We start from the raw sequence: 21431 nt of genomic DNA, 5'->3' as shown, positions 1-21431 counted from the left end.
TCGACACAAGGTAAGGTGCCGCACGCCGGGAATCAATCTGCCTTGCTGGAAGCCCGCAACGAAATCACTACGTCGCGTCTTTCCGCCAGCGGTCTTGCCATACGCAGCCGGCCCAGGACCAGCCGACGCCGAAGCCGATCAGCATGTTGCGCATTTGGCGATTGAGCTTGCCGCTGCGGCGAAGCGAGTCGATCAGAATTGGCAGCGTGGACGAAACGGTGTTGCCGCACTGCTCCATGGCCATTGGCATTCGCTCTGCAGGAATGTTCAATCGCTCGCGCAGCTGATCGAGCATTTTGCGAGTGGCCTGGTGAAACAGATACAGATCGATGGCCGGTTCTTTCAGATTGGCCGCTTGCAGAATGTCGTCGACCAGTTGCGGCACCGCGCTGACGGTGAAATTGATCAGGCTGGGGCCGTCCATGTAGAGGGCGCTCTCCCAACGCTGACGATGGCGCGGCTTGATGCAGTCGGACGCTGGGCGATTACCGCCGCGCGTGACCAGCAGCGTATCGGCACCAGTGCCATCGGTGCCGAACTGAAACGCGGTCAGCGAGGGCTCGCTCGCTGCTTCGACGAGAGTCGCCGCAGCAGCATCGCCGAAGATCGTCCGCAAGCTGCGGTCTCCTTCGTGGATGTACTTGCTGTAAGTCTCGGCCGTGATGAGCAGCACGCGTTTGATCGAGCCGCCCCGAATCAACCCATCGGCTAGCGACAGGCCATACACAAATCCGGAGCAGCCCAGATTGAAGTCGAGCGCCCCGATGTTCGTCCTCAGGCCCAGGCGATCTTGCACCAGGCAAGCGGTCGTCGGCAGGGGATAGTCTGGTGTCTGCGTGCAGAGGAGGACGAAGTCGATGCTCTTGGGGTCGATGTCGTTTTCGGCGAACAGTTTTTGGCAAGCTTTCACCGCGAGGTCGGACGCGCATTCGTCCGGCGCAGCGATGTGCCGGGCCGCGATGCCGGTCTTCTCAAAGATCGTGTCCATATCCCAATTGGGATAAGCCGCTTTGAGTTGGGCGTTCGTCTCCACTCGTTCCGGCAGATGGATCGCGATAGGTCCTACCGCTGCGTACTTCACGTTCTCTGGTTTCCTTCACCAATTTTCCGCCGCCCGCCACCCCAATTCTGGCGGCTCGATCAGCGTCTTGTCGCCTTCGAGCCAATCGCTCAACATTAACGGCGATAGCGAGTTGGGTCAATTGGAGGAGGAGCGGTCGCAGCGATCCGCTAGCAAAATGTGGGCAGTCAAGAAGCGAATAATATCTCCTGCTTAGCCCAGCAGTTTTGCGCCAAACTTGGTTTGACAACTATCGACGATCCGCTGAATGATTTGATCCGCCTCTTCGCCGGTCAGGGTTCGTTCGGCCGAGCGAAGTTGCACGGAGAACAACAGTCGCTTCTTGCCAGCGCCGTCTTTCTCCACATCGCGATAGGTATCGAGATACGAAATGCCTTGCAAGCGTTCGCCCGCTGCCGCTTGCACGGTGCCCGCTAGTTGCGACCACCGGAGCGGTTCGTCAACGATCAGGTTCAGATCGCGGGCAATGGCCGGAAAGCTGATCTGCGTCTGGTAATGCGGCGTGAGGACCGCAAGCGGCACGAGTGCGCCGAGATCGAACTCCACGATGGTCGCTTCCCGGCGCAAGCCAAACTGTTTGAGACCGGCGGGCGACAACTTGCCGAGGTAACCGAACCGCTGGCCGGCGACACGCAGTTCGGCAGCATGATCGGCCACTAACATTGGATGACGGTACTCGACCACTTCGAGCCGCAGGGTTGGATTCACCCGAGCGAGTACACTTTCGACCACACCCTTCAGCGTTAAAAAGTCATGCCCGCTGACAGCAGCCAGCGACCATTGCTCGTGCGGCAAGCTGTTTTCCAGCGGCAGATAGATGCGCGCGGTCTCGAACAGTTGACTGCTATCGCAGCCAAGCGATTCGTTCAGCCGGCGACTTTCGAGCAAACTCGGTACAATGCTGCGGCGAAGGCGATCGGCCCCCTTGAGCATCGGCTGATTGCAAACCAGCGGCGCGGCGTGCGTCCACGGACTGAAGGCGCTGGACCAGGCTTCGCTGACGACGCTGGTGGTCAGTGCTTCGTCGAAACCGGCGGCGGTCATCGTGTGGCGAACTTTTTGCAGCACACGGTCGTGATCGCTCTTGTGCGACGGCGCCATTGGCACGCCAATATCTTCGGGAATCTTGTCGTAGCCATGAATCCGTGCCGCTTCTTCCACCAGGTCGATCTCGCGCGTCAAATCGCGACGCCAGGGGGGCGGGAGTGCTGTAAGACTTGCGGCACTTGTCTCAGATATTCCGCAGCCCAGCGCGGCGAGAATCCGCTCGACCTCTTGGGCAGGGATTTCGATTCCCAAGATGCGTTTGAGCTGCGACAGCCGCAGCACGATCGGCTGAGGAGCCGGCACCTTCGGTCCTAAGTCGATTACACCAGGTGCCAGTTCGCCCCCGGCTAACTGCAAGATCAGTTCGCAGGCTCGCAGGCTCGCCCAATCGACGCCGGCCGGATCGGTGCCGCGCTCAAAGCGATAGGAAGAGTCGCTGGCGAGTTTGAGTTTGCGTGAAGCGCCGCGCACTGCCAGAGGCGCAAACTGAGCCGACTCGATCAGCACGTCGGTCGTCGTGGCAGTGACTTCGGTCTCTGCGCCACCCATCACGCCAGCGAGTGCGACTGGACGCTCGGCGTCCGCAATTACGCACATGTCGCTGGTGAGGGTGTAGGTTTTGTGATCGATGGCCGGGAACTGCTCTTCGTTCTTTGCCCGTCGGACGATGATCTGCCCGGCGGCCAATTTGCGAAAGTCGAACGCATGCAACGGCTGGCCACACTCCATCAGCACGTAGTTCGACACATCGACAACGTTGTTAATTGCCGGCTGACCAATCGTTTGCAATCGCTCGACGAGCCACGCGGGGCTAGGCTTGATCTTCACGCCGCGGATCAGGCGGGCCGAATAGCGCGGACACAACTCAGGAGCGTCGATCTGAATCTTGACCGACTTTTCAATTGCCTCACCCGCCGTTTTTGGCTCGGGCTTCGGCACTTTCAACTTTTCGCCAAGCAGCACGGCCGCTTCGCGGGCAACACCGATATGCCCTAGGCAATCGGGGCGGTTGCTGGTGATTTCGAGATCGATGCAGAAGTCAGCGCCCGCTGCTTCGGTCGATTCGTGGTTCAGCCCCGCCATCATCAGCCGCTGCGTGAGTTCCGCGTGCGAAACGTTGAGCGTGACGTATTCTTGCAGCCATTTCCAAGAGACAAGCATGGTTAGTTCTGATTTCGATAATCTTGTATTTAGGTAGCCCGACGCGTGAGCGAGGGGATGCTGAAACTCGGCCTAATTTGTAGGGTGGCTGGGCCATCGGGCGATTCAGCCCCTCACCCCAATCCTCACCCCGGAGTATCGAGGAGAGGGAGTAAGAGTGCCTTTCCCCCAGTCCCCAGATCCTAGTCCCCAGCCCCTACTTAGAACTGTTCGAGAAAGCGGACGTCGTTTTTATAGAGTTCGCGAATGTCGGTAATGCAGTGGCGTCGCATGCAAAGGCGCTCGATGCCGAGGCCGAAGGCGAAGCCGCAGACTTCTTCCGGATCGTAACCCACCGCGCGGAGCACGTTGGGATCGACCATTCCTGCGCCGCCGAATTCGATCCATCGTTCTCCCCAACTCATGTCGACTTCCACGCTGGGCTCGGTGAAGGGAAAGAACGAGGGGCGGAAGCGCACGTGCACATCGCGGCCGAGATAAGTTGTCGCGAACATGCGGAGCACACTCTTGAGGTCGGCCATGGTGACGTGCTTGTCGATCAGCAGTCCTTCCATCTGGTGGAACATGGGAAAGTGCGTGGCGTCAGCCTCATCGGGACGATAGACGCGCCCGAGCGAAATGATTCGCACCGGCGGCTTGACCGTCTCCATCGTCCGAATTTGCACGGTGCTCGTTTGGCTGCGGAGCAACATGAGCCCGCTGGGCGAGGTGGGCTTGGTGGTGGCCGTATGAGCGGTCACCGCGACCGGGTGCGTTGTTTCGGCCACTTGCAGATAGAAGTTATCGAGCGGATTGCGCGCGGGGTGTTCGGGGGGAATGTTGAGGGCTTCGAAATTGTGCCACTCGTCTTCGATCTCGGGCCCTTCGGCAATCGAGAACCCCAGCCGCCCCATAATGTCTTTGAGTTCGTCGATGGTCTGCGAAATGGGATGCAGCCGGCCGATCCGCGGGCGAATGCCTGGCAAGCTGATATCGAACCGCGGAGCGTGAGGGTCAACGACTTCGCCCGTCTGCTGCTTCTGTTGAATTTCGGCGAAGGCAGCTTCGATGGCTTGCTTCACTTCGTTAAAGCGTTTGCCTGCGCCGGGCTTATCGGGCCCGGTTACCTGACCGAGTCCTTTTTGCGCAGCCTTCAGGCGGCCGCTTTTCGCGCCCAAGAACTCGATGCGGGCCGCCTCCAGCGCGTCAGCCGATTTAGCTGCCGCGAAAGCGTTTTGCGCAGCGGCGAGTAACTGTTCCAATTCCTGCAAGAACTCGGGCAAGGCCATGCCGGGCAAATCCACCTACGAGTTGAACGACCGGGCCCATTCGGGGCCCAAAATTGAGCCCCTTATCTTCCCGGTAGTGGCCTGCCGAGACAAGTGGCTATCGTCGGCACGGGACCTAACGAATGACAATCGGCAGCGCAAGCAGTTCTTTCGACTCCGGAATGAAATAAGGGAAGTCAAGTTCGCCGATGCCGCTGGTAATGCGGTCGATCATGCTCTTGCGGACCGATTCGTCGTTGATCTCGGTGTTGCTAAAGCTGCGGGACGATGTTCCTTTGATGGTATCTCGCCAAATGGGCGTTTCGTTCCCTTCTACAAACAGTTCCACCGCGAGCGAGCCGACGGCCTCGGTGGCAGTGCGGCCAGTATCTCGACCCGGATCGCGAAAGGCGAACACGGATTGCCGCTCATAGATCGGCAAGGTATCTCCCGCGTTCTCAGTGAAACGCATCCGGAAATAGGTTTTCTGCCCGTCTTGCACCTTGAGATTGTCGCGATTCAATCGATCCGTCAATCCTTTATAAAGGGCGGCGACGGTTTCGTTTTGATCTCCGCGTATCGTTCCCAATTCCATTCTGATACTGACGGGTCGGACGGGAGTGAGCACAGCCCCCGTTCCGGATTGCAGCGCCGCAATCGAGGCTCGAATTTCCTTCCAAGGTACATTCAACATCTCAACCTGCCCGGGATCGCTCGGGAAAGTACCAATCAAGTGGTTGTCGTCATAAATGTGAATCTGCAAGTGCTGAGCGAACTTCTCTTTGATCGAGAGGACGGCAATGCCCGAAGCCCGATCGATGATATCGTTCTCAATCAGCCAGGCCGAGCGATCAGGAAACCACTGCAATGTGGCATCCGAACCAACCCGCCGATCGGCGCGGAATGGCTGATCCATGAGCAACTTGCCACGATTATTCCAGCACATTAACCGTGGAGCGGGATGGGTTGAGACCATGGCCAATTCCTGAGCGTCGCTGGCAAAGGCCAATGATTTCATCCAGGCAAGCGTAAAAACGTGATCTCTCCCCTCCCCTTTTGGACTGGCCATACCCGCAACAGCGCGACCATCGGCTAAGCGGAAAACAGTGATTTGCGAATCGACGGGCGTGGCCAGATATTTGCCGTCGAGCGTCATGCAGACATTGTTATAGGACAGGCGGGCACCAGTTAGATTGCGCGTCCCTGTTCGCTCACCAGTCTCCAGGCTGTAAACCTCGAGCACCGGCTCGCGACGGCCACCGATATACAAGGCATCGTTTGACAGCAGCAGCAAAATGGCATAGTGGTCTTCAATTCCCGGTACTGTGAATTTGATTTTGCCGGTTTGCGTATCCCAGACCTGAACACCTGACTCTTCCCGATTGGAAGACTTGCTGGAAGCGGCAAAAGTCAAGCCATCGGGCGAGAGGCACTTTCGACGAGTCTTGTGGAATTCGCCAGCGAGTTGGATGCTCCCCTTCTTGTCGGCGAGATTCCAAACTTGATTGCCAACAATAACGGTTGGGCAGCCAGTGGGGCCAAAGGTCAAATCGTCCGTATCCTTTACTGGAATGCTGTCGCCACCCCACGCTTCGGCCGACGGGTTGCTAGTCTTCGTCGTATTCTGCGCGTCGGATCCCCATTCTGCACCACCCACCACCGAGGGCTTGGCGGCAGGTAAAACTGGCGAAGTTGTGCGCGGAGCCGTTGCGGGAATGGTTGACCGCGCCGCAGTTGCGGGTTCATTAGCAGGCACGGGAGCCACGCGTGCGGGTGCAAACGAGGGAGCATCTGGCAGGCGATTGAGTGGCTGTGGAGAGAAAGGGTCGAGCGGAATCAATGTCGTTTGTGCTGGTTCAGTGGCTGGCGGGGGCGCAAACGCTGCAGTTGCGGGGCCCGAATTGCTAACCGATTTCGTGAACATGACCACGATCAAAATGATGACAAAGAGCCCGGCCACGCCCGCCCCACCGGCAAACATCCAAACGACGGGTTGTCCATTCGCTGGTGCATCGGTCGGTGGTTGAATGGCTGGCTGTGGTGGTTTGCCAGGTGCTGCCGGTTTCGGATCCCAGGCGGGAGTACCACCACTCAATGGCTGGAGGGTCGGTGCTGGTCCACTTGCTGCCGGAATCTGCATCGCAGAACCGCAGTTCTGGCAGTTCGCCGTTTTGCCAGCCCACTCGGGGGCAACTTGATAGCGCTGTCCGCATCGAGTGCATTGACAAACTAGCTGCATGGCCGCTTTTCCCTCGAATCGTCGCGGATTTTGCCGCCGGCAAGTCATACCAAGTGCCAGCTCGCTCAGCCCTTCAGATGTTTATATCAATCCAGTCAAAGCAGGGCAAATTATTGCTGGTGGCCAAGATAGCTAATTCTCGCCGAAATTTGTTTGATTTGGCGTGAGCTTAGAATTGAACTCAACGGCCGGCGAGGATGAATTCAGCCCCCGCAGATGGATCGAGGGCGAAACTTACTCAGAGATGTCTTTACGGGGGCCGGGAAGATCGTTCGCCGCGAGAATGAATCCCGACCCCTCCTCCATGATTGGCAGCCCAACAGCAACTTGGGCTAGTCCAATGGCACAACCATCACAATGGGTCATGCTTAGGCTTGGGTCACCGCGAAGAGTGTTATGTGACCCAAGCAGCCTGCGGCAATTCTAACTCGCCGGACTAAGCCCCAGCGGAATTGGCTCGACCAAGATCCTTCGTATCGCCGGGCCTGAGCGTGCTGGCCTTGCGATTTTCTCGCTGAATGGCCTCGTACACCTCTTGGCGGTGCACGGGGATATCCGACGGGGCTTCAATCCCCAGCCGAACTTTATCGCCTCGAATATCAACAATCGTCACGACAATATTGTCGCCGATCATGATGCTCTCATCACGGTGTCTCGACAAAACCAACATCGGTGGCTCCTTCCTCTACACGACGTCGCCGCGGGGGCGGGCGCGAAATGATCTGCTGAATAAAATGGATAGTAATGATGGCAGTGGTTGGGGCTGGCCCGCGAGCGCTCACTCTCGCGGCAACGTTCAAACCGACTTGCAGCTTCGGCGGGCTGAGTTCGGTTTTACTCCCGGGCAACCGCACCGGAGAGCTTCAGCGACTGCAGTGCTATCACGCAACCGTCTGACAAGACAACTATCGTCCGCAAAGCTTCGCCAATATTAAATTCCACCGCAGGAGGCACACTTTACCACTGCTGCCGTTTGTGACGGCGCTGGAGCAATGATCGTGACCTTGCTTCTTGACGGCGGCTGAGCAGAAGCAAGCGCGTAACTGCCGGCCGATGGCTACTGCGGATTTCGCAGACGAAAGAGTTGCGACTGCGTGCGGAGGAGAAGGGAATCACCGGCGATGGCAGGAGAGGCCTGGACCTGGCCAAAGAGGTGATTGGTCGAGATTTCTTCGAACTTGCGGCCCGGCTTGAGGACGTACGTCACACCTTCCTGGCTGGTGAAATAGAGCTTGTCGTCGGCCAAGATGGGGCTGGCGGCGAAGTTGCCGCTGAGGCGATGTTTCCAAACTTCGTCACCCGTTTTGGCGTCAAGGCAACTGGCGACACCTTTGGAAGAGACGAAGTAGAGCTCGCCTCCAGCAACCAGCGGTGAAGAGAGTTCGGGCACTTGAGAATCGACGCTCCACTCGAGGTGGGAGTTGGTCACGTCGCCAGTCCCATCGACTTTGATTGCCCACAATTCGGGCTTCATAAAACCAGTGCAAATGTAGACGAGACCGTCCTGATAGACGGGGCGAGGGACAACGGCATGCCCGGCGCCAAAACTAGACCGCCAGATTTCCTTGCCCGTGGTTGGGTTATAACTGCAGACCCATTGGGCCCCCACACTGATCAGTTGCTCCTGGCCGTTAAACGTGATGACCAGCGGTGTACTAAAGCCGCGCTTATGCTTGTTGTCTGCGGCCGCAATGGGCGGGCGCGATGTTTTCCACACCGGCTTGCCGGTTAATTTGTCGAGCGCAATGACGAACTGCTGATCGGTACCATCGCAGGCCAATAGAAGAGTGTTCTGATAAAGAATGGGCGAACCGCCAGGGCCAGTGATGTCGTCGACAGACAATTGTGTCTTCCAGAGAACTTGCCCCGACTGAATGTTGAGGCAAACGGTCCCCAGCGAACCGAAGTGGCAATAAAGTCGCTCGCCATCGCAGGCGGGCGTGGGCGAGGCATACGAGTTTTGCGCGTGGATCGGTGCTGGGTCGTTTGCTGTGAAAAGTTCGATCGCGCGCAGGATTTTGCCCGTGCTCAAGTCGAGTTCACTGGCAAACAGCGTGACGGCGGAATGCGTCTGAAAGTCCTGGGTCAAAATCGGATTCGTCGCCAGCTTTGCTTCGCGCTGTTTGGCGGTGAGGGCCGTTTGCTCAGCGCTTGTCAGCCAGATTCGATCGCCCACGATAATTGGCGACGACCAGCCGTTGCCGGGGATGTTGGTTTGCCAGGCCGGGGCAATAAAGCCGCCCCAACTCTCGGGCAGGTTCTTGGCCGTCGCGCAGCCATTGCCGCTAGGCCCACGAAACTGCAACCAGTCTTCAGCGGCGACCCGTGATGCCGCGAACATCAAAAGCAACAAGACGAGAATTCGCAACAAGCGACCTGAGAACATGGTTGGCACCTGACGAGGGCTAGGTAACTGACAAGTTTACCTTATCCCCGTCAAATTGTCCGACCATTTGCAGCGATCGTGCCGACTTTACAGTCGGGCGGCGAACATCAGTGCGATCGACCCAGGAACTAGTTATCCCTCCCAAAAAAGCGGATGGGGAGGGATTCGAACCCCCGGTACCCTTACGAGTACGGCAGTTTTCAAGACTGCTGCCTTAAACCACTCGGCCACCCATCCCGATCGGTAAATCGTGCGGTTTTCACGATTCCTGGTCTTCTCTTTCGACCAAGTGTACACCCGGAATACACCAGGTATATTGGTCTCACGCCAAAATGACGCCCTCGGTGGCAACCGCAGGCGTCAAGACTACACCACAACACCCGCTAAAGTGAGAGAGGTGCAATCATGCCCAATTCTAAGCCGGCAACGCTGCCTGGCAAACCCCGACCTGATTTTCCGCTCTTCCCCCACAAAGGCTGTCGCCAGTGGGCTAAAAAGGTTCGCGGGAAGACGCACTATTTCGGCAGCCTCTTAGCCGATCCCAACGGTAAGAAAGCGCTCAAAAAGTGGCTCGATGAAAAGGAAGATCTACTCGCTGGCCGCATTCCCCGACCGAAGGTTGAAGGTGGCGCAACTCTCGAATCATTGCTAGATCGGTTTATTCATCACAAAAGTGGCCTCCTTGAGACGGGAGAGCTCGCTCCACGAACGTTCAAGCGATACGAAGACACGTGCAAAGTACTAATAAACGCCTTCGGACTGCAACGCTTGTTGACTGATATTACTGCGGATGATTTCCAATTCCTACGAGGTGAATTGGCAAAGAAGTGGGGACCGGTTTCTCTCGGGAACGAAATTCAGATCATCAGGGGGATCTTTCGCTTTGGGTTCGATTCCGGTCTGTTAGATGTTCCCGCTCGGTTTGGCCCCGGGTTCAAAAAACCATCGGCGAAAACGCTTCGCCTCGCCCGCGCAGCCGCAGGACCAAGGTTGTTCACGCCGATGCAGATTAAGGCGCTGCTCGCGAAGGCAAATCCGAACTTCCGCGCGATGATCCTGCTTGGCATACAGGCCGGGCTCGGGAATACCGATCTCGGCTCGGTGCCGATTGCAGCGTTCGACCTAAAAGCTGCTTGGCTGTCTTACCCTCGAGGAAAGACTGGGATCAGTCGCCGCATTCCGCTGTGGAAGGAAACAATCGACGCTGTGAAGAAAGTGATCAAGACTCGCCGGGAGCCTGTGAATGCGGCGGATGCTGACCTGCTCTTCATTGGCGGCCGCGGTGAGAACTACGCTGGCGATCGGAAGGGTTATCGCGTTTGCCAAGAGTTTGATCACGTTCGCACAGCCGCGGGCATTATCGGGCGGTCGTTCTACGATCTGCGAAGAACATTCCAAACCATCGCCGAGGGATGTGGAGACATCGTGGCGGTGCGTGCGATCATGGGTCATGCAGCAAGTGAATCGGATATGAGCGCGCGATACCGGCAGTCGGTGGACGATGCTCGCTTGAAGAAGGCTGTCCAGACGGTGCATGTCTGGCTGTTTCCGCCAAAGAAGAAGGCTGCGAAGCAGAAAGTTAAAGCATCGGTACACAGTACCGCGTAAGCGGCAGTACCAACATTCCTACCTGCCAACCACTCGCCTTCCCCACAACCTACCCGCCGCCCCAACTGTTGGCGCGAATTGTTGCAAAATAATCCGGCCGTGACCTAACTAGTCACAGAGAACCGGATACTAGCGGTCAAATGACCAGACGCGTCCTCGGTTACCACACGGATAGGTGGCCGCGGGGCGGGGCACATTGAAAATAGAGATAGTTATGGAACCGATCGAAGTCTTTGGTCTTTTTCGCGAACTGCTCAGCCTCAAAAAGTCGTCGCAGAAAGTTGATGATGCGATCGAGGCGTTGCTTGACGTTATGGATCCCACTAGACAATCTTACGACTGGATGCCGTTCGAAACTCCTTCGCCGAGATACAGTGGCTCTGCCGTTGAGACTACAGCGGATTCAGTTCGTGCGGCGTGCATCGCATTTCGACGACACCTAGAGGAGGTTACGCCGAGGTTGAAAGCAGTGACCAGCGGTTGGCCACAACCGGATGTGTTCGGCGAATTCAATCTGTGTGAGAGCCGTGGCTGGGAACAAGCGGTAGTGAGATTGCTCGTAATCACAGAGCAAATTCGCACAATCAAGACCAAGCTGCTTCTGGACAAAGAAGAAGGAGAGTTTTCCCGTACATTCGCATTCATTGAACATCGGCATGGGCGGGGCAAGTTTTCCTTCGCCGATATGATCCGACATGCCATCCATGCCGTCGAGGCACTCGAATCCTTTCAATCAACTGTCGACGCAATTGACTTCGATGAGGATGACGACCCAGTTGCAGTTGTTGAGGCCGCGGCAAAAATATTGGAACGTCCTCGAACCCGCGAAGATCGAGAAGTAGAAGTTGTAGCCTATCTTCGCGATAATCCAAAAGCAACAATGCGACAAGTTCTTACTTTTGCCAATATTGGATCAGCAGCTACAGTCTATAAGATGGATTCTCCCGAGGTCATCACATGGCGCAATATGATCTCACAGCGGAGAAAAGGCCGACCCGGTGGCAAGGAAGTACAAATGCCTAAAGGAGCAGAACAATTCATTGCGGATACAGCGGATGGGGAAAGCCGCGAGCTTATCCATGAACTCATTAAAGATCAACGTCGTGATATGCGGAGCGATACGGTCAGGGCACGCGAGGAATACTCATCAGGCGACTAGTGCTTTGTATCCATTCCGTAATTTGCACAGTGAACATTTTGTGAACGATGTTTTCACACAAGCGAACAGACCCAGATTGGGGTGAACATTTTTTCGTGACACTGACGCGCAGAACACCTCAGTAAACCCGATGTTCACGGGTGTTTTTAGTGAACGGCTCTGATATTAGAGACACCAATCTAACTTTCAGGAGTCGCAAAAAATGTCAGAGGTTTCTTCCGCTCCCCAGTTGCGGACGATTGGCCGAATGGCGGCAGAGTTGGGCGTGTCCATATACCGCATCAACCACATCATAGCCACTCGTTCGCACATTCATCCCGCAGCGCGTGCTGGGACGTTGCGCCTTTTTGATGCTGAAACACTGTCCCAAGTTCAGTATGAATTGAACCTGCAGAATGCTCGGCGCCATTCTCGCGGAGGTGACGGCAGTGCCTAGGCATTTCACTGTCGCTCAGGCGGCTGAGTTACTGTCCGTGACTGCCGATCGAATTACGGATTGGATCGCCGCCGGTGAGCTCACTGCGATCAATATCGGCATCAAAGCCAATGGCGGCCGCCCGACGTGGCGGATCAGCGAAGTAGAACTGCAGCGATTCTTGCAATGCAGACAAAGCACTCCCGTGCCAAAAGTACAAACAAAGCGGCGAACGACTTTTGACTGCGTGCCGCACTACTTTCGCAACAAGTAGAACGAGGAATCGCAGGTTTTTCGCCAATAAACGCGCGCCGAAACATTCGTGAGCCTACATCGGCGGGGCCAAACATCTTCAGTTCCTGCATGTTGTACTTTCACGACATAGCGCAAGGCAACTTGTCGATTCTTTCCCCGGAAGGAAAGAGCGGAACGAATTCACCAAGTCTCTGGGTACCATCGTGAATCATCGAACCGCGAAACCTCGGCGCCAGACAATACTCGCGGCGGTAAATGGCTACGCGAAGGGAAGGAGCGCGCTTTACGACGAACAAGCAGAAAGACAGGTCGCGGGCATATCGATCTTGCAGCACTCCCTCTTGGCCATCGTGCAGGACGTGCTGAAACCATTCCACTTCGCCGACCTCGCCTCCCGGGCATGCTACGTCACTGGTTTGGAGATGCTTCGGGAGTCGATGCCGCCAGATCCACTCTTGTTCGTCGCACGGCTGAAGCGCCACACCGACGAAGCCATCGACACCGCATTCATTTCACGCTTGGCAACCAATGTGCAGTCGATAGCCCATCTGTCGCACTATTCCGAGTTGGTGATTGAGAAATTTGAATTGCGACAACGTCATGAGCACGCACTTACTACCCAGCAGATGATTATCGACGGTTCGTCGATCCCAGACATCGACGCTCACTCAAACCTGTTTGTTACCTCGCGAGAGCGCGCGAGTTCACGAATTGGGAGTTTTGCTCAAATGGCTAAGAAGGACGCTAACCAGATGCTGCGACGTGCGGTCATCGAGGGCATCGTCCGCGAAGGCGAGACGATCAACGTTGTCAGCGATAGTAAGGTCGGGAAGACCTGGTTCGTTCACGGCATGGCCCTCTCAATCTGTGCTGGCGTCGACTGGATTGGGTATCCCGTTTCACAGGGGAAAGTGCTACTGCTAGACAATGAACTTCATGAGCCGACGCTGGTACATCGCATTCAGCAGATCGCCGCCACACTCCAGATCGAGGAGTCAAGATTTGCGGAGCGACTTGACGTCGAGTGCTACCGCGGCCGGCTGGTCGATATTCACGGGGTAGTAGAACGGCTGAAGCAAACCACGCCGGGCGCCTACAAAGCAGTCATTCTCGACAGCCTCTATCGATTCGCCCCAAAAGGATTCGACGAAAACAGCAACGCTCACACAACCGAGTTGTACAACTTGATCGACTCCGCCGCCGCACACCTGGGCTGTGCGATCGTTTGCGTGCGACATACCAGTAAGGGAAGTCAAAGCAATAAGAGCGTGACTGACACCGGCGCCGGCGCTGGAGCACAATCGAGGGCGGCCGATTGTCACCTTGTCCTTAGAGCTCATGAAGAAGAATCCGCGTTTGTCGTCGCGGCCGCCCTGCGGTCGTTTCCAAAGATGGAGCCGTTCACGGTGAAGTTTGAATGGCCTGTGTTCTTTCGGACTCCTGAATTGGACCCCGCGCTCCTTGCGCCGGATAAGCCACGGAAGTCCAAGACGCCGCTGCCCGAAGCACCGTTGGAACCCTCATGGGACGCCGAGCTGTTCGCCAGCGAATTCCTTACCGCAGCACCACAGTCGCAAGCGGCCATCATCGCTGCGGCCGTCAAAGCGGGAATGTCCGAACGAAGGGCCAGCGTCCTGCTCAGGTCCGCCACTGATTCTCGCCTTGCGTTCCTTTGGCTGGGTGGTGACCGCCGACAGAAGGCGTTTGCTAATCGTCCGCAGACCCCACTGGGAATCGTTTCGGAGTCCGCTGAATGAGGGGAGATATATATAACGCGCGCACCCCCCACACCCCCCAATACAAAGCGAGAGGTATCTCGCGGTATTGGGTTGGGGGTGTGTGCGTGATTTATATCGGAGCAAAAAATTGACATGCTGACCAATTGTTTCACGCACATGAGTATTGCGACTTCCCACTTGGCGCACGACGAGGCGATCAAATGAAACTCCTTAAACCAAAGGTCACGCAGCTGGGTGTAATGAATGACGGAACGGTTTGCCGACACGTCGCCCACGTTTGCGACACGGGCGTTGCACCGGCGGCTGGGAACAACCAAGCCACTCGCGCACTGACCCCGAACGTGGGCCACACGGTGCGTCTGCCAAAGTGGCACTCGCCGGGCAGGGCAGGCCTACCCCGGGGGATAGTAGGTACTTTTTGGCGACTTCACGGTCAGGTTTCCCACCCCCACAGCGCGCTCACTAGACAAACTCCCGCGCGGCGCGGGTTCAATCAAGTAAGTCCTTTTCACAAAGCAGGTTAAGAACATGTGCACAATTAGTTTCAAAGGCACACGTCACGGGATGACTAAAGCTCAAAAGGCAGCCTTTCGCAGGATGCTCACCGAAATGGAAGGGCAGGAATTGCATCTTGGAGGCTGCATTGTCGCGGATGCTGAGGCCGCTGAGATTGCTGCCCGCAAATCCCGGTACGTAGTCTGCTATCCCTCAATCGAGGAGGCCCAGTCGCAGGTTCCTCGCGACTTTAAGGTCGAAACACTCGAGGCGCAAACTACACTAGCTCGCAATCGAATTCTCGTCCATCGCGCGGATCTGTTGATCGCTTGTCCGCACGATATGGAAGCAATCAACAAGGGCACACTGGGAGAATTGGCATTCACCCTAAATTACGCTCGCATCCGGGGAAAAGAAGTTTGCATCATTTGGCCGGATGGAAGCATCGAGAGAGAACCCCCGGCCATTCAAGGAATGATTTCCGATCGACGTTCGACAATAGAACGCCGGATTCGTCCCGAAACGATTTACATCAATCGCGTTCCCGTCGTTTTCTTCAAGTGCCCGAAGAAGAAACGCTGGTGCATACGGGTGATCGGAGGCCGCGTGAGATTTCCGAAAAGGAACTCGCGCGCACCACGTGACTGAGCAAGCCCACCATTTGACAGCTTTTTCGTGCTCGGTATGATGCGAGGGACCTACGGGCAATGTCCCGTTTCAAAATAGCGCCTGGTGCACGGGCGCACGAACACAACATTTGAGTTGCGGCGTGCGCTTGTATTCTGATCTATCCAGGCGCGCGTCGCGGCTCTTCCGCGAGGCGAAATATCACTAATGAATATCAGAAACCGAATCACGGAACAGCGGACGATCTCGACGCGCGAACTCAAGCCACACCCGTACAACTGGCGCAAGCACCCGGAGAAACAGCGCAAGGCATTTCGCGCGGTGCTTGATGAAATCGGGTTCGCTGGTGTGTCACTCGTTTACCGCAGCGAGCGCCATGGTGGTGCGCTAACGCTGATCGACGGCCACATGCGGCTGGAGGAAGTCGGCGATTTTGAAATACCGGTTGCGATCACGGATCTAAACGATCTCGAGGCCGACAAGCTGCTCACGATCGCGGCTCCCATCGGAGACATGGCCGAGGCGGATCCTGCCCAACTCGATGCTCTCTTGCGGCTCGTGTCGATCGAGAGCGATGAGCTAGAAGAGTTGATGCAGGGCGTCGCGAAAGATCTCGGCTGCGAGTACGCGATCCCCGAGGAGATCGTGCAGGACGAAGCGCCCCTGCCGCCGGATGAAGCCATCACGAAGCCCGGCGATATCTGGATCCTCGGCAATCACCGGTTGATGTGCGGCGACAGCAGCAAACCTGCCGACGTCGATCGACTTCTCGACGGCCAGGTCATTCATCTAGTCAACAGCGATCCCCCGTACAACGTGAAGGTCGAACCGCGGAGTAACAACGCGATCGCCGCGGGCCTGAGCTCGTTTGCCGGGCCCAAGCATCACCAGCAACTGGACGTCGCGCGCCACCCTGGGAAAGCCAAGCCGACGCAAAAGAAGATGCGCGCAAAGGACCGGCCGTTGGCCAACGACTTCGTGACCGATGGCGAGTTTGATACCTTGCTCGCTGCCTGGTTCGGCAATATGGCCCGCGTGCTGGTACCGGGCAGATCGTTCTACATTTGGGGCGGCTACGCCAACCTCGGCAACTATCCGCCCGCGCTGAAGGCCTGCGGATTCTACTTTTCGCAGGGCATCGTCTGGGACAAGCAGCATCCGGTGCTCACGCGCAAGGATTTCATGGGCTGCTTCGAGCTCGCATTCTACGGTTGGAAGGAAGGTGCTGCGCATCAGTTCTTCGGGCCCAGCAACGCGCGAGATCTCTGGCAGGTAAAGAAGGTGAACCCGCAGTCGATGGTTCATCTCACCGAGAAGCCGGTCGAGCTCGCCGCCCGGGCGATGCAGTTTTCGTCCAAGCCCGGGGAGAACGTGCTCGATCTCTTCGGCGGATCCGGCAGTACGCTGATGGGAGCGGAGCAAACGGGGCGGCGAGCGTTCCTGATGGAACTCGATCCACCCTACTGCGATGTCATCGTCGAGCGCTGGGAGAAATTCACCGGACGGAAAGCTGAGCGGATCACGACCGCCGAGGTGGCAGCATGAACGCCACTATTCATTTCGAACACGCCGCGACACGGCGCGAAACTCGGCGAAACTCCGTGGGCTTGGCCTTTGTCCCCACCAACGAGAAAACGCCCCAGCGTGGCGAACGTGGGGCGTCGGGGGCCGCAATCCTGGCGGCCGTTTTAGGCTTTGATCGTGAACCGACCACGTTCGGATTTGACGAACCGGGATGCTTGGCCCTTCAGTCCGATCTCACGAATGATTGCGCTGTAAAGAGTGGCGTGCGGCGTCTTGCCGCCGGGGCTTTCCCACAGACCCTTGCTGGCCATGGCCTCGATCATCTCAATGCAGTTCATCGGCGTGCCGACATCGCCAAGCAGCTTGGCGGCGGCGTCGATCGCGCTGACCTTCTTCTCGCCAACCGGTCTTGCAGCGATCGAGCGTTTGATTTTCGCTGGCTTCCCGGCCTTGGGCTCTTTGCATTTGCTGCAGAAGTTCTCCTCGTTCTCCTCGGCCCATTCATGATCGCCACCCTTGGGACAAGTTCCCGCGGTCGAGGCGGGCTGCTGGACCTCAACCGCTTTCGCCCTAGCACTGGGCTTGGCTGGCGTCTTGGACTTCTTGCTCGCGGCCGACTTCGGCGATTTCGCACTTTTGCTCTTCGTCGCTTTCTTCGTGGACATCTGCGTTCTCCCGATTGGGGATGGAATGGCTGCCATCATCAGGCTCGGCGAACCACCGCCGAGCGACGCCCGCGGAGGCGTTTCGGCTTAGAACCCGAGTTCTTCCATCTGCCGGTTGAAGTTCTTGACACCGATCATGTCGAGCAGCGTGTTCTTGAACCAAATCACCTGTTCGATCGCTTGGTCGCCCTCGGGCGTGGTCGCGCGGATCGATCCAGCTGGCTGCAGCGCCATCACCAGCGCCGCTACGCCTTCTGGCGAAAGATTGTCGCGAATCACTTTTTCAAAAGCCTTCTGGTTGACCGCGCCGCTCATTCTTTCTGCGTTCATCGTTCGTGCTCCGTGGTTTGGTAATGCGTGCTACGACAGGCACACAGGAGCCATGTTTTCGGGAACAGCTCAAGCCAATCCGGCGAGATTCCAGCCGGAATTCAGCAGGTTTCTCCGCGGCGAGATTTAGGTCGACCGAAATCGTTGTGTTCGCCTGGCCAGTCAACGGATGAACTGAATGTGGAGAAGATTCCCGAACTTCGCACCAAAGCCAAAAAGCTGCGGCAGTTGTTGCAGCAGGTGGAGTCGGTGCCCGGCGTTGGCAACGTCGCGGAACGCGATCGTGACATTCGTCGCAAGCGCGAACGTAGCGCGGCCAGCAAGACAGTCGTCGTTCCCAACTGCGCGGATCCTGAACGCCGCAGACGTCTCGAAGCCGACGACGAAGCCTGGCTCAGCTGGTATTTCGCGAAGGAAAGCGGTTCTGAAAACCCCTTCACGTATGACTTCACCGCTCAGCAGAAGGAAATGATCGCGGCGATTCGCAACGCCATTCTGCACGGCGGAGATCAGTCGATCGCCGCCAGCCGTGGTGAGGGCAAGACGACATACTTCGAACGGATGCTGCTCAAGTACACGCTGCAGGGAATGATCCGCTTCGCGGTGTTGTTTGCCGCTACGACGAGCGCCGCACAGGATTCGCTCGAATCGATTCAAATGGAGGTCGAGAACAACGAACGGCTATGTGCGGATTATCCGGAAGTTTGTGTCCCGGTTCGCGCCTTGGAGAACACTCCGCAGCGCGCTCATTTCCAGCTGGTGACCGGTAACCGTCATGACGACGGCGACCAATATCTACCGACGCCCAGCCGCTTCTCCTGGTGTGGTCAGGAAATCTACCTGCCGAAGGTGCCGGGTTCGCCGTCGGGAGGTTCGATCATCGCCACGCGCGGTCTCGACGCGGCCGTCCGCGGGGTGAAGAAGAAAGGCCGTCGCGTTGACGTTGCTTGCATCGATGATCCGGATACCGAAGAAACAGTCCGCAGTCCGGAGCAAGCAGCCAAGCTCGAGGATCGCATCGATCGAGCCATCGCCGGGCTAGGTTCGCAACAGCGGCGGATCGCGCGGGTGATGCTGACGACATTACAGAATCGCACCTGCGTTTCGTTCAAGTACACGGATCCCAACCAGAAACCGAGCTGGAAGCCAAAACGGTTTCGCTTTCTCGTGAAGCGCCCGGATCGTGCCGACTTATGGCAAGACTTCGTGGCCATCAAGCAAGCCGATTGGGTGAACGAAACCAATAAGGCCCACGAACTTTACCTGGCCAACCGCGAAGCAATGGACGCCGGCGCGATCGTGGCGAATCCCAACCGGCACACACCTGCAGAAGCATCAGCACTCGAGTTCTACTATTCGGAGGTCGCGAGGTTGGGCCCGGAGGCAGTGGCCACTGAGTACGACAACGACCCGCCGGTCGATGAATCGAAGCAACAGATCGTCCTCACCGCGTACCACATCCAAAACAACTGTCTGAGCGGCCTCGAGAAACGCGAGGCTCCCGAAGAGACGGTATGCATTACCGTCGGTGGTGACGTGCAAAAGCTGGGTCTGCACTGGGTCGCGATCGCCTGGAATGAACAGGGCGCTGGCTCGATCATCGACTACGACTTCTTCCCGTTCCTCACTGAGGGCCGGAAGGCAGCGGACTGCGAACTGCTGATTTTGGAAGGTCTGTTCGCCTGGTATTCAGCGCAGGAAGAGATTCCGTACGGTACGCCCGCTGGCGAGAAGTTGATCGCCGACCTCACGCTGATCGATCAAGGCTGGAAGGAAGAATCGTGGAACATTCAGCCGGTTCAGCATTTTTGTGCGCAGGTCGGGTTCCAATCGTTCATCCCTTCCAAGGGCGAGCCGAACTACCGGCGGCCGCTCGATTCACAGCACATTTTGATCGGTGACAACTGGCACATCGTATTTCGTGGCGGTCTCCCACTCGTGATGACGAATGCCGATCACTGGAAGCTGAAAGTGCATGAAGGATTACTGCTGGACGCGGGACAACCGGGTGCACTGACGTTGTTTAATCCGCCGCGAATCGAGGGCCGCCGCAATCACACCGGCCATCTGAATTATTCCAAGCACCTGTTGTCCGAGACCTGGGAGACGCGGCACAAGCCTGGTTTCGGCGGGGCTCGCACCGGCTGGTGGAAGTCGCCGAAACCGAATCACTACTTCGACGCGACCTATCAGGCGATCTGTGCTCGCTCGATGCGGCGGATTTCTGTTCTCGCTCCTGCCGCACCTCCTGCGATGCCGGTCGAACCATACCTTCCTGTGGCTCACTACGATTCGCCCGATGAAAGGCGGAATCGTTGGTAATTGGTTGCTTCGAGTCGCAGGCACATCGCGACTGCGGCGTGTCGGACTGAAGCACGTTGTAGCCACGGAAAGGGAGCGATCTCACTTGTAGAAGTCTGGCTTTCTCGGCACGATGCCGAGCTTGCCGTAAGCGAAGCCGCTGTCCGGTGGATCGTACTCGCCGACGATTTTCATGCTCGAGTCGGCGACAATCTCGGCTTCCATATGTATGCACCAGTAAACGGCATTCACGGTCAGGCGACGCAGGCCCTCGCTTTGAAAATCCTGTGCGCTCCCCATCGTGACGTGGAAGACGCGCGCGGTCTGGCCGGTGTTTCCGGTCCAGGTTTTTACCCAGGCGACCGGGAGCGAAATCAGCTTGTCATTGACTGCGTCATCGTACTTGCGACCCACGAGCGGCTTTCCATCGACCAGGGCGAGGCAACCGGCGGGGAGACTGCCACCTTCTTTGTAAGTGCGATAGACATCGGAGGTCCCCCAGATATCTTTGACCCCGATCAGAACCGGGTGGTCCTTATTCTGCTCGACGATGATTCCGCGCGTGGAATCCTGCTGCCACCGGCCATGATGACTGCGGAACGAACCGCCGAGCACCGCTTCGCCAAAGTCGATTCGCTTGCCGTCTTTCCGGTAGTTAAAGTCCAGGAAGCCATGATTGGCCGTGCGGATGCCGATGATCGGCTTGCCGGAATCCAAGTAGTTGTAAATGTGCTTCAGTTGCTCTGGCGGCAGCGAGAGGAGCCGAGTGAACACGATCAGCAGGTCGCACTTCTCGAGATGTTCCAGGCCAGGGATGTTGTGCGTGACGGTCTTGTCTTCCCAGCGGATCTTCTGCGTCGGATCGACCTCGTTCTCCAAATTCAGACTGAACAAGACCGTGCAATGAAACCCATGAAGCTTAGCTAGCAGCCTCGCCAGCATCGGCATTGAGTGTTCGCTGCGATACTCCTGATCTCCAGCGATCAAAATGATATGCTTGCCGGCTCCTGGACCTTTGTCGCCGGAATAAGTGAGCCAGAGCGGACTCGCTGGGACGGGATGCTCGGCAGCGGTCAATGAACCTGCGTTTGCGGCTCCGAGCACCATTCCCAGAGAGAGGATAAACAAGACAGATGCGGGAGATTGTCTCAT

At 57.2% G+C, this 21431-nt stretch carries 15 protein-coding genes, 1 tRNA gene and 1 other RNA gene; 6 read left to right on the top strand and 11 right to left on the bottom strand.

Annotated features, from left to right (window positions below; translation table 11 throughout):
- Positions 1-67: 67 nt before the first annotated feature.
- The 7 genes from ETAA8_RS25960 to ETAA8_RS25930 form a co-directional block, all read right to left on the bottom strand.
- The gene (locus ETAA8_RS25960; RefSeq protein ID WP_145095534.1) at positions 68-1081 is read right to left on the bottom strand and encodes a ketoacyl-ACP synthase III; all 1014 of its coding nucleotides are present in this window, start codon (positions 1079-1081) and stop codon (positions 68-70) included.
- A gap of 192 nt (positions 1082-1273) precedes the next feature.
- Positions 1274-3289 carry a phenylalanine--tRNA ligase subunit beta gene (pheT, locus tag ETAA8_RS25955; RefSeq protein WP_145095532.1) on the bottom strand — a complete coding sequence of 672 codons (2016 nt, stop codon included), beginning with the start codon at positions 3287-3289 and terminating at the stop codon, positions 1274-1276.
- Positions 3290-3489: 200 nt separating this feature from the next.
- Positions 3490-4557, bottom strand: coding sequence for a phenylalanine--tRNA ligase subunit alpha (gene pheS / locus ETAA8_RS25950; RefSeq protein ID WP_145095530.1), 1068 nt, complete (start codon positions 4555-4557; stop codon positions 3490-3492).
- A gap of 115 nt (positions 4558-4672) precedes the next feature.
- Entirely contained in the window at positions 4673-6775 is a 2103-nt protein-coding gene (locus tag ETAA8_RS25945; RefSeq protein ID WP_145095527.1) for a WD40 repeat domain-containing protein, read from the bottom strand.
- 436 nt (positions 6776-7211) lie between these two features.
- A complete protein-coding gene (gene csrA, locus ETAA8_RS25940) occupies positions 7212-7445 on the bottom strand; it encodes a carbon storage regulator CsrA (protein WP_145095524.1) in 234 nt (77 codons plus the stop codon).
- Between the two features lie 387 nt (positions 7446-7832).
- Complete coding sequence (locus ETAA8_RS25935; RefSeq protein WP_145095521.1) at positions 7833-9161, bottom strand: PQQ-binding-like beta-propeller repeat protein; 1329 nt, start codon at positions 9159-9161, stop codon at positions 7833-7835.
- Positions 9162-9311: 150 nt separating this feature from the next.
- Positions 9312-9398 (bottom strand) — tRNA-Ser (locus ETAA8_RS25930).
- A 168-nt stretch (positions 9399-9566) separates the two neighbouring features.
- Between ETAA8_RS25930 and ETAA8_RS25925 the strand changes: the two genes are divergently transcribed.
- From ETAA8_RS25925 to ETAA8_RS25905, 5 genes are all read left to right on the top strand, one after another.
- On the top strand, positions 9567-10769 hold the full coding sequence (locus ETAA8_RS25925; RefSeq protein WP_145095518.1) for a tyrosine-type recombinase/integrase: 1203 nt from the start codon (positions 9567-9569) through the stop codon (positions 10767-10769).
- A 214-nt stretch (positions 10770-10983) separates the two neighbouring features.
- Positions 10984-11928 (top strand): hypothetical protein, encoded by a 945-nt coding sequence (locus tag ETAA8_RS25920; protein WP_145095515.1) that lies wholly within the window; start codon positions 10984-10986, stop codon positions 11926-11928.
- A gap of 395 nt (positions 11929-12323) precedes the next feature.
- Positions 12324-12617, top strand: coding sequence for a helix-turn-helix domain-containing protein (locus ETAA8_RS35990; protein WP_145095512.1), 294 nt, complete (start codon positions 12324-12326; stop codon positions 12615-12617).
- Positions 12618-12801: 184 nt separating this feature from the next.
- The gene (locus ETAA8_RS25910; protein ID WP_145095508.1) at positions 12802-14355 is read left to right on the top strand and encodes an AAA family ATPase; all 1554 of its coding nucleotides are present in this window, start codon (positions 12802-12804) and stop codon (positions 14353-14355) included.
- A gap of 1425 nt (positions 14356-15780) precedes the next feature.
- Complete coding sequence (locus ETAA8_RS25905) at positions 15781-17004, top strand: DNA-methyltransferase (protein ID WP_202921277.1); 1224 nt, start codon at positions 15781-15783, stop codon at positions 17002-17004.
- Between the two features lie 143 nt (positions 17005-17147).
- On the opposite strand, the gene ETAA8_RS25900 is transcribed toward ETAA8_RS25905, so the two are convergent.
- From ETAA8_RS25900 to ETAA8_RS25890, 3 genes are all read right to left on the bottom strand, one after another.
- Positions 17148-17648, bottom strand: a complete 501-nt coding sequence (locus ETAA8_RS25900; RefSeq protein WP_202921276.1) for an HTH domain-containing protein — start codon at positions 17646-17648, stop codon at positions 17148-17150.
- 23 nt (positions 17649-17671) lie between these two features.
- Positions 17672-17736: hammerhead ribozyme type II (locus tag ETAA8_RS25895), an RNA gene on the bottom strand.
- Positions 17736-17963 (bottom strand): hypothetical protein, encoded by a 228-nt coding sequence (locus ETAA8_RS25890; protein WP_145095499.1) that lies wholly within the window; start codon positions 17961-17963, stop codon positions 17736-17738. Before ETAA8_RS25890 ends, ETAA8_RS25895 begins: the two co-directional genes overlap by 1 nt.
- A 195-nt stretch (positions 17964-18158) precedes the next feature.
- Between ETAA8_RS25890 and ETAA8_RS25885 the strand changes: the two genes are divergently transcribed.
- On the top strand, positions 18159-20300 hold the full coding sequence (locus ETAA8_RS25885) for a terminase gpA endonuclease subunit (protein WP_145095496.1): 2142 nt from the start codon (positions 18159-18161) through the stop codon (positions 20298-20300).
- 81 nt (positions 20301-20381) lie between these two features.
- On the opposite strand, the gene ETAA8_RS25880 is transcribed toward ETAA8_RS25885, so the two are convergent.
- A complete protein-coding gene (locus ETAA8_RS25880; protein ID WP_202921275.1) occupies positions 20382-21431 on the bottom strand; it encodes a ThuA domain-containing protein in 1050 nt (349 codons plus the stop codon).

It is taken from the genome of Anatilimnocola aggregata (genome assembly GCF_007747655.1).
In the GTDB taxonomy this organism is placed as follows: Bacteria; Planctomycetota; Planctomycetia; order Pirellulales; family Pirellulaceae; genus Anatilimnocola; species Anatilimnocola aggregata.
This window is presented reverse-complemented; position numbering and strand designations above follow the sequence as displayed.

What these genes read in the sequence shown, in the direction of transcription:
- ETAA8_RS25945 (WP_145095527.1), bottom strand. Translation starts at nt 6,775, where the DNA reads ATGCAGCTAGTTTGTCAATGCACTCGATGCGGACAGCGCTATCAAGTT.
- ETAA8_RS25900 (WP_202921276.1), bottom strand. Translation starts at nt 17,648, where the DNA reads ATGTCCACGAAGAAAGCGACGAAGAGCAAAAGTGCGAAATCGCCGAAG.
- ETAA8_RS35990 (WP_145095512.1), top strand. Translation starts at nt 12,324, where the DNA reads ATGCTCGGCGCCATTCTCGCGGAGGTGACGGCAGTGCCTAGGCATTTC.
- ETAA8_RS25925 (WP_145095518.1), top strand. Translation starts at nt 9,567, where the DNA reads ATGCCCAATTCTAAGCCGGCAACGCTGCCTGGCAAACCCCGACCTGAT.
- csrA (WP_145095524.1), bottom strand. Translation starts at nt 7,445, where the DNA reads ATGTTGGTTTTGTCGAGACACCGTGATGAGAGCATCATGATCGGCGAC.
- pheT (WP_145095532.1), bottom strand. Translation starts at nt 3,289, where the DNA reads ATGCTTGTCTCTTGGAAATGGCTGCAAGAATACGTCACGCTCAACGTT.
- ETAA8_RS25880 (WP_202921275.1), bottom strand. Translation starts at nt 21,431, where the DNA reads ATGAGACAATCTCCCGCATCTGTCTTGTTTATCCTCTCTCTGGGAATG.
- ETAA8_RS25920 (WP_145095515.1), top strand. Translation starts at nt 10,984, where the DNA reads ATGGAACCGATCGAAGTCTTTGGTCTTTTTCGCGAACTGCTCAGCCTC.
- pheS (WP_145095530.1), bottom strand. Translation starts at nt 4,557, where the DNA reads ATGGCCTTGCCCGAGTTCTTGCAGGAATTGGAACAGTTACTCGCCGCT.
- ETAA8_RS25935 (WP_145095521.1), bottom strand. Translation starts at nt 9,161, where the DNA reads ATGTTCTCAGGTCGCTTGTTGCGAATTCTCGTCTTGTTGCTTTTGATG.
- ETAA8_RS25890 (WP_145095499.1), bottom strand. Translation starts at nt 17,963, where the DNA reads ATGAGCGGCGCGGTCAACCAGAAGGCTTTTGAAAAAGTGATTCGCGAC.